General features: G+C 62.1%; 9 protein-coding genes. 6 read left to right on the forward strand and 3 right to left on the reverse strand.

Going from position 1 to position 11,725, the window contains the following annotated elements; all coding sequences use genetic code 11:
- The first annotated feature begins 325 nt into the window (after positions 1-325).
- The 6 genes from HMPREF2751_RS04440 to recR all read left to right on the forward strand — a co-directional run bounded on the left by HMPREF2751_RS04440 (position 326) and on the right by recR (position 8,075).
- Positions 326-1,795: a SulP family inorganic anion transporter gene (locus HMPREF2751_RS04440; RefSeq protein WP_070438855.1), complete on the forward strand. Its 1,470-nt coding sequence runs from the start codon at positions 326-328 to the stop codon at positions 1,793-1,795.
- A 125-nt stretch (positions 1,796-1,920) separates the two neighbouring features.
- Positions 1,921-3,192: an aspartate aminotransferase type Ic gene (locus HMPREF2751_RS04445; protein WP_187269755.1), complete on the forward strand. Its 1,272-nt coding sequence runs from the start codon at positions 1,921-1,923 to the stop codon at positions 3,190-3,192.
- A gap of 34 nt (positions 3,193-3,226) precedes the next feature.
- The gene (locus HMPREF2751_RS04450; protein WP_005511889.1) at positions 3,227-3,952 is read left to right on the forward strand and encodes a suppressor of fused domain protein; all 726 of its coding nucleotides are present in this window, start codon (positions 3,227-3,229) and stop codon (positions 3,950-3,952) included.
- Between the two features lie 30 nt (positions 3,953-3,982).
- The gene (locus tag HMPREF2751_RS04455) at positions 3,983-6,973 is read left to right on the forward strand and encodes a DNA polymerase III subunit gamma and tau (protein ID WP_070595554.1); all 2,991 of its coding nucleotides are present in this window, start codon (positions 3,983-3,985) and stop codon (positions 6,971-6,973) included.
- A gap of 114 nt (positions 6,974-7,087) precedes the next feature.
- On the forward strand, positions 7,088-7,411 hold the full coding sequence (locus tag HMPREF2751_RS04460) for a YbaB/EbfC family nucleoid-associated protein (RefSeq protein WP_005511884.1): 324 nt from the start codon (positions 7,088-7,090) through the stop codon (positions 7,409-7,411).
- A 37-nt stretch (positions 7,412-7,448) separates the two neighbouring features.
- The gene (gene recR, locus HMPREF2751_RS04465; RefSeq protein ID WP_005511888.1) at positions 7,449-8,075 is read left to right on the forward strand and encodes a recombination mediator RecR; all 627 of its coding nucleotides are present in this window, start codon (positions 7,449-7,451) and stop codon (positions 8,073-8,075) included.
- 33 nt (positions 8,076-8,108) lie between these two features.
- Here recR and HMPREF2751_RS04470 read toward each other — a convergent pair whose 3' ends face one another.
- From HMPREF2751_RS04470 to HMPREF2751_RS04480, 3 genes are read right to left on the reverse strand one after another with little or no spacing between them, the layout of a single operon-like run.
- A complete protein-coding gene (locus HMPREF2751_RS04470) occupies positions 8,109-8,921 on the reverse strand; it encodes a type 1 glutamine amidotransferase (RefSeq protein WP_070429221.1) in 813 nt (270 codons plus the stop codon).
- On the reverse strand, positions 8,922-10,271 hold the full coding sequence (locus tag HMPREF2751_RS04475) for a MurT ligase domain-containing protein (RefSeq protein ID WP_048733196.1): 1,350 nt from the start codon (positions 10,269-10,271) through the stop codon (positions 8,922-8,924).
- 60 nt (positions 10,272-10,331) lie between these two features.
- The gene (locus tag HMPREF2751_RS04480) at positions 10,332-11,627 is read right to left on the reverse strand and encodes an exonuclease domain-containing protein (protein WP_083304406.1); all 1,296 of its coding nucleotides are present in this window, start codon (positions 11,625-11,627) and stop codon (positions 10,332-10,334) included.
- Positions 11,628-11,725 lie beyond the last annotated feature (98 nt).

An 11,725-nucleotide genomic window follows, 5' to 3' on the forward strand; every position in this document is an offset into this window, starting at 1 on the left:
GGCATGCGGACACACTTTTCTTTACTTAACCCCTTATGGCTAGGTTTCGGGCACTTGTCGGCGGTTTCTTATGATCTATCGATGTTTTTTCGGCACTTACCCCCGCGATATTGGCCAGGCCATTTCACCTATCGATGAGCTATTCACTTATGGCCACGCTGCAGCGCATCGATAGGTGAATACCTTGGCCACAAGTGGTCGCGTTCGCTGGTCTGGAAGAATACTGTGCATGAGCGATGCAGACGACACGCGAGTGCCACCACAGGCAACACGAGAACCGCTAGAAACACCAGAACCACCCGAAACCCGAGAAACCCCAGCCCCAATGGGCGTGTGGGACTCCTTCCGGTTCGCAGTTTCTTCACCGAAGCGCCTGCGCACCGAGCTGCTGGCCGGTGCTGCGGTGTCGTTCGCGCTAATCCCCGAGGTCATCTCGTTTTCCATCCTGGCGGGCGTGGACCCGGCGGTGGGGCTGTTTAGCTCGGTGATTATGGCCATTGTGATTGCCTTTACGGGTGGCCGCCCGGCCATGATTACTGCTGCCGCTGGTTCGGTTGCGCTCGTCGTCGCGCCGTTGTCGCGGACGTACGGGATGGATTACCTCATTCCAACGGTGCTGCTCGCGGGTGTGTTGCAGATTGCTTTTGCGGCGCTGGGTATCGCTAAGCTGCAGCGTTTCATTCCGCGCGCGGTCATGATTGGCTTTGTTAACGCGCTGGGTATCCTCATTTTCACTGCGCAGCTCGAGCATCTCATCGATGTGCCCTGGTTGGTGTATCCGCTGGTCGCTCTGGGTATTGCGATTATGGTGTTCCTGCCCCGCGTGTTCACCGCGATTCCGGCTCCGCTGGTAACGGTGATCGTCGTCACGCTTGTTGCGGTGTTGGCGAATTGGCGCGTGCCGAACGTGAGCGATATGGGCGAGCTTCCGGAATCCCTCCCGCAGCTGCTGATCCCGAATGTGCCCCTGACCTGGGAGACTCTGCAGCTGATTGCGCCGTATTCGGTGGGCGTGGCGATTGTCGGCATCATGGAATCGCTGATGACGGCGAAGCTCGTGGACGACATCACGGATACGCATTCGGACAAGACCCGCGAGACGTGGGGGCTGGGTGTGGCGAACATCGCGGGCGGTTTCTTCGGCGGTATCGCTGGCTGCGCGATGATTGGTCAGACGATGGTGGGTGTGAAGGAATCGTCGGGACGCACTCGCTTGACGACGCTCTTTTCCGGTGTCTTCCTGCTCATTCTGGTCCTTCTGCTCAGTTCTGCAGTTGGAGTGATTCCGATGGCGGCGCTGGTTGCGGTGATGGTCGTGGTGTCGGTGGACACGGTCGATTGGCGCTCGATTTCCCCGCGGACGTTGCGCCTGATGCCGCGTTCGGAGACGGCGGTGATGCTGGTGACGGTCATCGCCACGCTGGCGACGGATAACCTCGCCATCGGGGTGATTTTGGGTGTGGTCGTGGCGTCGCTGATGTTCGCGCGCCGTGTCGCTCACCTGGTCAGGATTGAAGTGCTTGACGACGACCCCAGCGCCCACTCCCGGACGTACAAGGTGCGGGGTCAGTTGTTCTTCGCCTCCAGTAACGACCTGGTGTACCAATTCGACTACACCGATCCTGCGCAGCGGATTGTCATCGATATGTCTGAGGCTGAGATTTGGGATGCTTCCACGGTGGCGGCGTTAGATTCCGTGCGGGTCAAGTTTGCTGACCGGGGCAAAGAGGTAGAAATTATCGGCTTGGAGGGGCCGAGTAAGCAGCGTCTGGATGCGCTGTCGGGGAAGTTGTAGAAATCCCAATCCGGGGTATGCCTTACACTTGGTTGCAAAGCCGGATGCGGCGCGGGGAAAAAGCTTTCCGTGCCAGTTTTGTCAGGTTTTAACTTATGTCCGATACCTGGGAGGGTGCGTACACCATGGCCGTGGATTCCTTCGATGTTCAGCAGTTGGCGGCACACAAGGATGAGTTTGCGAAGGCATATGAGGAACTGAAGTCCCGCAACCTCGCACTGAATTTGACTCGTGGTAAGCCGTCGTCGGAACAGCTTGATTTCGCAAACGCCCTGCTGGGTCTCCCGGCGCCGGATTACATTTCGGCTTCTGGGGAGGATGTCCGCAATTACGGCAACGCCAAGGGCATTACTGATATCCGCGCTATCTGGGCGGAACTGATGGATCTGCCGGTGGAAAACGTCCTGGCGCAGGATGCTTCCAGCCTGAACATCCAGTTTGACCTGATTTCGTGGGCCATGCAGTTCGGCAACGTGGACTCGGAGCGCCCGTGGAACGAGGAGCCGGTGCTGAAGTGGCTGTGCCCGGTTCCGGGGTATGACCGGCACTTTGCTATCACGCAGCACTTCGGCATTGAAATGATTCAGGTGCCGTTGAACGAAGACGGTCCGGATATGGATGTCGTGGAGAAGCTGGTTGCCTCCGACCCGCAGATTAAGGGCATGTGGAATGTCCCGATGTTCTCGAATCCGACGGGTGTGACCTACAGCGCTGAGGTCTGCCGCCGTCTGGTTGAAATGGAGACCGCCGCTCCGGATTTCCGTCTGATGTGGGATAACGCCTACATGGTTCACACGCTGACGGATGAGTTCCCGGAGATTCACAACGTCATTAAGTGGGCGGAAGAGGCCGGTAACCCGAACCGCGTGTGGGCATTCGGCTCGACCTCGAAGATTACCTTCGCAGGCGCTGGTATTGCTTTCTACGCTTCCTCGGACGCCAACTTGGAGGATTACCTCAAGCACGCTGGTATCCGCGGCATTGGCCCGAACAAGGTCAACCAGTTGGCTCACGCCAAGTTCTTCGGTGACGCGGAGGGCGTGCGTGAGCAGATGCGTCGTCATGCAGGTTCGCTGGCTCCGAAGTTTGAGAAGGTTCTGCAGATTCTGGATGAGCGCCTGTCGGAGTACGGCGTGGCAGAGTGGTCGAAGCCGACCGGCGGTTACTTCATCAACCTCGACGTGGTCGATGGCACTGCTCGTCGCGTGGTGGAGCTGGCCAAGGAGGCCGGCATTGCGCTGACCGGTTCTGGTTCTTCCTTCCCGCTGAAGCAGGATCCGAATAATCGCAATATCCGCCTGGCACCGTCGCTGCCTCCGATGGAGGAGCTCGAGGTTGCTATGGATGGCGTCGCTACCTGTGTGCTGCTCGCCGCCGCTGAGAAGGCGACTGCGTAGGTTAAGCAGGCCAGGTAGGTCGGGATAGGACTATATGAACTTCGAAGAGACGAAGTTTTGGATCTCCGGGCTTTTCCCCGGAGAACCCCAGGTCAGCGAGTATGTGACGGAGCTGCCGGGCAGTGGTCGGCACGGGCAGGAACACGATTCGGCTCCGCTTCGGGTCGCTGAGTTCTCACTTTACGACGGGCCGGACGGCCAAGCGAACGAGCGTCGTCCGGAAACGGCAGCCGCCACCGTGGAGTTGGGCCGCAACTACTGTGGCCTGACCGGCGCAGCAAAGACGGATATCCGCGTGGAGCTCTTCTCCGTCGCATACGCTGATTTTCCCGTGGCCACCATGGTCGCGGCCGCGGGAGCGCTGGTGGAGGAAGAACCGGAGTTCCTGTCGCCAATTCCGGGCCGTGTCATCCCGAATGCGGTGCGGCTGGCGGCCGATCAGGTGGCCGAGGTAGGGGAGTCGTCGTCAAGCGCGGCCTTTACCGTGGCGCACGTGCTGTGCACGGTGCCGTATGTGTGGAGCGACGGGGTGCCGAATGTGTCCGAGATGCCGGGCAAGATCAGCCTGCATGAGGGCGATGTGGAGTCGCCGCAGGGGCGCATGACCACGATGACGCAGCTGGTGCCAATTACGGATGCGGAGCTGGTGTTTTATGAGCAGCAGGGTCCGCAGGCGTTGATGCAGAAGTTGGCCGAAGTGGACGCTGACCTGCGGGATTGGTGCCGCGAGTCGGTTGTTTCCCAGGAGGGTTCGAACTAGCCGGTCCGGGGTGGAAGGTAGGCTGAGCACGTGGCTCTGTATAGGAAGTATCGTCCGGCATCGTTCGCCGAAGTGGTGGGGCAGCGGCACGTAACTGACCCGCTGTCGGCGGCGTTGGAATCTCGTGATGCGCAGGGGCGTCCCAACCGCATTAACCATGCGTATTTGTTCTCCGGGCCGCGTGGCTGTGGCAAGACTTCGTCGGCGCGCATTATGGCGCGCAGTTTGAACTGTGCGGAGGGGCCGACGGCGACACCGTGTGGCCAGTGTGCGTCGTGTCGTGCGTTGGCGCCGGGTGGTCCGGGCAATTTGGACGTTATTGAGCTGGACGCGGCTTCCCACAACGGTGTGGAAGATATGCGTGAGCTGCGGGAAAAGGCTATCTTCCAGCCGGCGGAGTCGCGCTACCGCATCTTCATTATTGACGAGGCGCATATGATTACCGCCTCGGGTTTCAATGCGCTGTTGAAGATTGTGGAGGAGCCGCCGGAGCATCTCATCTTCATTTTTGCGACCACGGAGCCGGAGCGTGTGCTGCCGACGATTCGCTCGCGTACACACCACTATCCGTTCCGGTTGTTGACTCCGCCGGATATGCGCGGGCTGCTTGAGCGTGTGGTCACGGCCGAGGGTGTGCGGGTAGAGCCGGACGTGTATCCGCTGGTCATCCAGGCCGGTGGCGGTTCGCCGCGTGACTCGCTGTCGGTTATGGATCAGCTCATTGCTGGTTCCGGCACCGATGGTGTGGATTATGAGACTTCTGCGGCCATTCTCGGTGTCACTGACAGCGTAATCATCACGGATGCGATTGAGGCGCTGGCGGCAGGCGATCGCGCGGCCATGTTTAGCGTGGTCGGGCGTGTGATTATGTCGGGTCAGGATCCGGCGCGGTTTGCCTCGGATCTGCTTGGCCGGGTGCGTGATTTGCTGGTGCTGTCCGCAGTGCCGAATGCGCTGGAGCAGGGCTTGGTGGAGATCCCGGAGAGCCAAATCGACGGTGTTCTGGAGCAGGCCGGGACAATTCCCCCGGCGACGCTGACGCGCTTCACGCAGGTGCTCTCTGATGGTCTGCGGCACTTCCGCGGAGTGACGTCGCCGCGTTTGCTGCTCGAAGTTCTCTGTGCGCGCATGCTCCTGCCCGCCACCGAAGACTCCGTGGAGTCGCTGCTGCAGCGCGTAGAAGCGTTGGAGCACGGCAGGCCCGCGCTTGCCGACGGCTCGGGGGCCGCAACTCCCGCAGCGGCACCGGTGTCTTCCGATGCGGGTGCGGCTGAAGCGTCGCCGATGCAGTCTGGCCAGTCGGCTCGGGAGGCGTGGCGCCAGCGGAATGCCCAGCGTAAGAAGGGTGCGCAGTCGGCTTCGGTCACTCAGCGCGGACGTACTGAGCAGGCAGCGCCAGCGCAGGCACCGTCGCAACCTCAGCCCCAGCCGGGACCGCAGCCTAAGGTTCAGTCGGAACCCGTTGAGCAGCAATCGGCACCAGCGGCAGCGGTGTCGCAGGAGTCGGTAACTGAGCCGAAGCCTGCACCAGAAGCACCTACTGCGCCCGCTGAGCAGCCTGAACAGCCTACGCAGGCTACGTCGGCCGAATCAGTTGAGCAGCCTCAGCAGGCTGAACAACCGCAGCAGCCTGAATCGGCTGAGCAGCCGCTGTCCGAGGAAGAGGCTCAGGCAGAGAAGATTCGTGAGTTCCGTCGGAAGATGGCGGAGCATGCCCGGATTAGCGAGCAGCAGACTCGGGCGCAGCTTGCACAGGAGCGTGAGCAGCAGACTCGTGAGCGTGAGGGTGAGGGCGGCTCGATGTCGATTGTCGAGGAGGAGCCAGTTGTCTCTTCCGTGCCAACTCACTCTGAACGGCCAACCCAGCCGACTCAGGCCGCACAGTCTGAACAGCCAACCCAGCCCGAGCAATCAGCCGAGTCGGCACGGCCAACTCAGGCCGCCCAGCCCGAGCAGCCTGAACAGCCAGTTCACAAGCCGGAACCAGAATCGCAGCCGGAGCCCGAACCTGCACCCGCTCGTATCGAGCAAATCCGCGAGCGCTGGCAGGACATCCTTGCAGCTGTTGACGGCCCGCACGCGTTCCCCATTCGCGTGCTAGCTGAACAGGCAGTGCCACTCGATGTCGAAAATGACAGGCTCATCATCGGGCACAGCACAGGAGCGCTCGCTACCAGGCTAAACACACCGGATTACGCACAGGCACTGTCCGCTGCCGTGAAGCAGGTGACGGGCTTCAATGGTCAGGTGCACTGTGTCGTCGGTACGCGCCCGCGCGCACCGCGGTCAACAGCTACGAGTGGTGTTGCTGGGGAGGATGATTCGTCGTCAAGAGGTTCGTCCTCGCCGAACGACACCGCCCCTGCACCGACACCCGCAGCACCAGCGCAACCAGAGACATCTGAGCAGCAGGTACAGCAGGAACAGCAGACGCAGTCAGAGCCAGCACCGCGCCCGCAGCGGTCGTCGGCATACGCATCCGTTGTTGAGCGCCGTGCCAAAATCGAAGCCGCCAAGCGTGCTGCGATGGGACAGCAGGCAGGTCACGACCAGCCGGCACAGCCACATCAGCCAAGCCAACCAAGCCAGCCAGCTCAACCGAACCCGAACCCGGCCCAGCAACAGCCGCAGCAGCCAAACCAGCCGCAGTCATTCCTGCGCGCGGCACAGGCAAACGCACAGGCCAATGCCCAAGCGAACGCTCAGGCCCAGGCCAATCAGGATTCGGGCTTCGGCGGCGTCCCACTGCCACCAGAGCCGATGGAGGAGTTCGCTCCACCAGAGGGCGCAGAGGGCGCAGAGAGCTACGGTTCGCGCAACCCGTCCAACTACAACTCCAACGCCAACACCAACTACAACCCGGTTCCCCAAACCCCGCAGGACAACAACTACGAAGAGGACACCTCCGAGTACTTCGAGGCCGCGAACGAGGTCGGGTCTCTCGATCACCGCTCGCTAAAGGACGTGGTCATGGAGATGCTGGAAAAGGAGCTGGGAGCCAAACCGCTAGAAGACCGCTAGAGCCGTTAGAATGGGGCGGCGATGCGCGTCGTAAAGCATGGGCGATGAGCCTTAGAAGCGTGCGCGTAACTACAAATCAGCACGTAAAGAGCACAATAGTTAGGAACATTAGTTATGACTCAGCCAGATATGAACGCAATTCTGCAGCAGGCACAGCAGATGCAGGCACAGCTGCAGGCAGCTCAGCAGGAGATCGTCGCTTCCACCATCGTCGGTGAGGCCGGCGGCGGTCTGGTCAAGGTGACTATGCAGGGCTCGGGCGAGGTCACGGACATCGCCATTGATCCGAAGGTCGTTGACCCGGAGGACGTCGACGGGCTGCAGGACCTGGTTCTCGCTGCTTTCCAGGACGCTACCGCTAAGGTGCAGTCGCTGGCGGAGCAGAAGATGGGCCCGCTGTCCCAGGGCTTCGACGGTCTCGGTGGCCTCGGTTTCTAAATTAGCGTTTCAGACCAGTATTTGTAGGTAATTATCATTGTTCGAAGGACCACTCCAAGATCTCATTGATGAGTTCTCGCGCCTGCCGGGCATCGGCCCGAAGTCAGCTCAGCGTATCGCTTTCTACCTGATGAAGGCGGAGCCGGAGGACATCGGCCGGCTCCAATCCGCGCTTGGTCGGGTGCGCGAGGGTGTGCAATTCTGCCGGGTCTGCGGCAATATTTCGGAAACCGACGTGTGCCAGTACTGCTCGGACACACGTCGCGACCGCGGTTTGGTGTGCGTCGTGGAAGAGGCGCGCGATATCCAGGCCATCGAGCGCACGGGGGAGTACAACGGTCGCTACCACGTGCTCGGCGGGGCGCTCGATCCGCTCGGCGGCATCGGTCCGAACGAGCTCAATATCCGCACGCTGCTGCAACGTATCGCAGGCGTGCTTGACGACGTCGACGAGACCCAACCCCCAGAAATCCACGAGGTCATCATCGCGACTGACCCCAACACCGAGGGCGAAGCAACCGCGACCTATTTGGCCCGGCTGCTGCGGGACTTCCCGGATCTCGAGGTCACTCGGTTGGCCTCCGGCATGCCGCTCGGTGGTGACTTGGAGTTCGTCGATGAACTCACCCTGTCCCGCGCGCTGACGGGCCGGCTGAAGGTCTAGGCTCGCCAACCGGCCGCGCGCGAAACTACAAAACTAGCGCTCGCTCTTCGGACGCGGCTTGGACAGGATGCGTTCTTCGCGCAGCTTATCCACAACCTCGAGGTCTAGCGGAGCCAGGCTCGACAGGTCCTGGTTGGTCGCGCGGGCCAGCAGCAGATCAGCCAGCTGCGGATTGCGAGCCAACACAGGTCCGTGCAGGTAGGTACAGATAATCGAGCCCTGCACCGCGCCTTCGGCGCCACCGGTCGGTGTGAGTGCAGAAACGTCCACTCCCGGAGCAATCCCGGAGTCCGCCTGCTCCACTTCCGGGCCGGTATTGCCCACGCCCCGGACAACTCGACCAAGCGGCTTCGCATCGGCACCCAGGGTCGTGCGACCCATATGGTTTTCGAAGCCAGTCAGTGGGCTGGCGTCGACGTCGTCAAGCAAACCGTTCGTGGGATCGACGAGCGTGCAGATTTCGCCGATCGCGCGCGATTCCAGCGAATCGGTGGTGCAATCGACAAGGCCGAGACCTGCGACATCGCGTCCGCCCGCGCGGAAGGAATTGCCGAAAATCTGGAAGCCCGCGCAAATCGCGAGGATCTGCTTCCCGGCCTCGGCCGCCTTTTTGATGCCGCCGTCATTGATCAGATGCTCCACCGCGATGGTTTGTGCGACGTCCTCGCCGCCGCCGACGGTGTAAATATCCAGGTCGGTGGGGACGGCATCGCCCAGCTTGATGGGGACAATCTCGGCGTCAATCCCACGCATCCGCGCGCGTTGCCGCAGCACCAGCGCATTTCCATCATCGCCGTAGGTGCCCAGCACGTCCGGGAGGATCAGGCCGATAGACAGCTCGCTCATTTACTTTTCCTCCTGTGCTCGTTCGATGTCGCGCTTCAAATCGCGGAAGGCGGTGTAGTTCGCCAGCACCTCAACTCGGGTGACGCTTGACGACGACCCCCGCGCCTCACACGACCGGATCGCCTGCAGCGGATTTGCGACCAACCTCGCATCAATGCCCGCATACAGCAACCGCACCGCTAGGTCAGTTCCGCGTTCGCCCGCGGACAGCACATCCATGCCGTCGAAGTCCTCGAAGCGGACATCCCATAGCCAGGACAGGTCCTCGCCATCGGCGACGTGACCGTTGACCGCGATGACCACGGCATCCGCGGTGCGGTCGACCATGGACAGTGCCTCCTGCCAGCCGGCCGGGTTCTTGGCCAGCAGCATGCGCACGTGCTTCTCGGCGCCCTTGTCATCCCGCACAACCATGGTGGAGTAGCGACCCGCAACGTTGTCGACGGTCTCGGTGGCCCGGAGGGACTTCTCCAGGTCCGCGCCCATATCGACAGCACCCGCGATTGCCAAGGTGGCGTTGCCGCGGTTGGCATTGCCCGGCAGCGTGAGGTTCATCGGCAGGGTGTCGCCAGCAGGCGTGATGACACCCTCGGCAGTGATGCGGTAGTCCGGCTCTGGCCGCTTGAACTCCGAGCCGTCCGGGAGTGGCTTCACGGCGTACCAGTTGTGGCCGTCCTGGATGATGGGGCCGCCGGTGCGTGGGGAAGAGGTGGCATCGTTGGTCCAGCCACCGCCCGCGGAGACCCAAATAACCTTCTTGGCATCCCACGCAGCCGATGCGATGAGTGGGTCGTCGCAGTTGGCGATGACCGTCGCCTGCGGGTTAGCGTCCACCGCAGCGCGGAGTGTGGCCTCAATCTTGTTGATCTCGCCGACGCGGTCGAGCTGATCGCGGGAAAGGTTCAGCAGCACCAGGACCTGCGGTTTCAGATCCTCTGCGATGTGCGGGACGTGCAGCTCATCGACCTCCAGGACCAGGCTGTCCGCATCGGGAGTGGCGAGCAGCGCGGAGATAATACCCGCGTCCATGTTGTCGCCGCCCTCGTTGGTGGCCACGTTGTGGCCAGCGGCGCGCATGGCGGCCGCGAACATACGGGTGGTGGTGGACTTGCCGTTGGTGCCAGTGATGATCGCGGCCGGGCGTCCCTTGCCGAGGGAAGCCAGAATGCGCGGGTCAATCTTCTGCGCAATCAGGCCACCAATCATGCCACCCGCGCCGCGACCGGACTTCCGGGAGGCCCAGGTGGCGGCGTGAGCGGCGGCAGTCGCAAACCGAGCGCGCAGGCTCGGGGAGCTTGCGCGGTCGCGACTGTGGTCACTTACGTCGTTATGTGAAGTGCCTTCTTTCATAACTGTGTATTTTACTGTGAATGATTCGCAGAACGAATGCGCTGGGCAAAAGCCCTAGCCCTACTTCTCCATCTCTCCGACCAGTCGCAAGAATGCCTCATCGGAAACGATCGGAATGTCCTTCCGGTGGGCATGCATGGCCTTGCCCGTCAGTTGATCCGGTGTCACATCCGCAGGTCGGTTACACACCAGCACCGATGACTCTCGCGTGACCTTCTCCGAGTACGCCAGCCCAGCCCGCACGCCCGCCGCAATCAGCTCATCCGGGTCCAGCGACACCTCTGGCGCCACGACGAACTCCATGCCCGTCGCGAGCTTCCGCCCCGGCGTATAACGGCCGGGGTTCTCCACGGGGCGCGGCGCTTCCATCGCGTCGACACGCACTACCGAGCGCTGCAGGCCCACAATGTCCTCGCGCAGCTGGTCGGGCGTGTACATGTTCAGGGTTGTACCCTCGTCGAGCCCGCCCTGTGCGCGGAAGAGCGCAAGCGTGGTGGTGACGTCATCCAACGTCCGCACCCGCTCCGGCACCGAGATGCCGGCAATCGATGCCTCGGGTGAAGGCACATCGAGGCCGTAGGCGCGCGCGACGGCGCGCAGGCGAGCGTCGTCAAGCCGTTTGCCCTGGCGGCGCGCCGTTTCCAACGTATCGGCAATCCGTGCGGGCGCCGGAATTCTCGCGACGCGAGTGCGCGTACGACGACGCCCCCGCTTATTCCGCGCGGATCGCTCACGATTCGCTTGACGACGGGCCCTCTTGGCCTCGGCAACTATAAAACCCCAGACCAGCGGTGCATTATGAGCAACCAGCGTGCGCCCATCGAGCGCGTGCGCGAGCTTGGCCTGGATCACCCCGAACTTCGGGGCTCCCTCGAAGTCCGCGGGCTCGAGGCCGTGAAGGTGCGTCGGGCCGGGATCTTCTGTGGGATCGATGACGACATGCCAGGTGTCCACGATGTTGCCGCTGCCGTCGGCGGTAGACACTCCCAGGCTGACCAGCCGAGACGTCTTGGGATGGATGCCCGTGGCCTGGATAGACACGATTGCGTAAGGAGCTTCCTCAGCCGACGAGAACTGTTTGTGCTCGTCAGCAGCCTTTGTCGCAGCGGTCTCGGCTGTGGCCGGTGTGGTTGTGGCCGTTGTGGGTGTGCCAGCGGTACTCGCGCCGGTTGCGATTGCGCCGGTAGTAGCCGCGTCGGTGGTGGCTGCGTCCGTTGTGGTGGAAGCCGGTGCTGTTGGTGGTGTTTTCGCGCCCGCTGCCGACGCGCGTTGAGAACGGCGACGATTCCGCCGCCGCCTCTTCGTCTGAGAAGAGGTCCCAGTCGCTTTGCGCTCCTCGCGCGCCGATTCAGTCATGCCTCAAGACTAGCGGGTGCGCTCACCCGCGGAGAAAGTGACTAGGTTTATGACACTTTGAGCACGGTAGGTTCAGGCGGTGAATGCATCACCACTTT

Origin of the sequence: Corynebacterium sp. HMSC063G05 (genome assembly GCF_001810555.1) — a bacterium.
Classification (GTDB): Bacteria; Actinomycetota; Actinomycetes; order Mycobacteriales; family Mycobacteriaceae; genus Corynebacterium; species Corynebacterium jeikeium_D.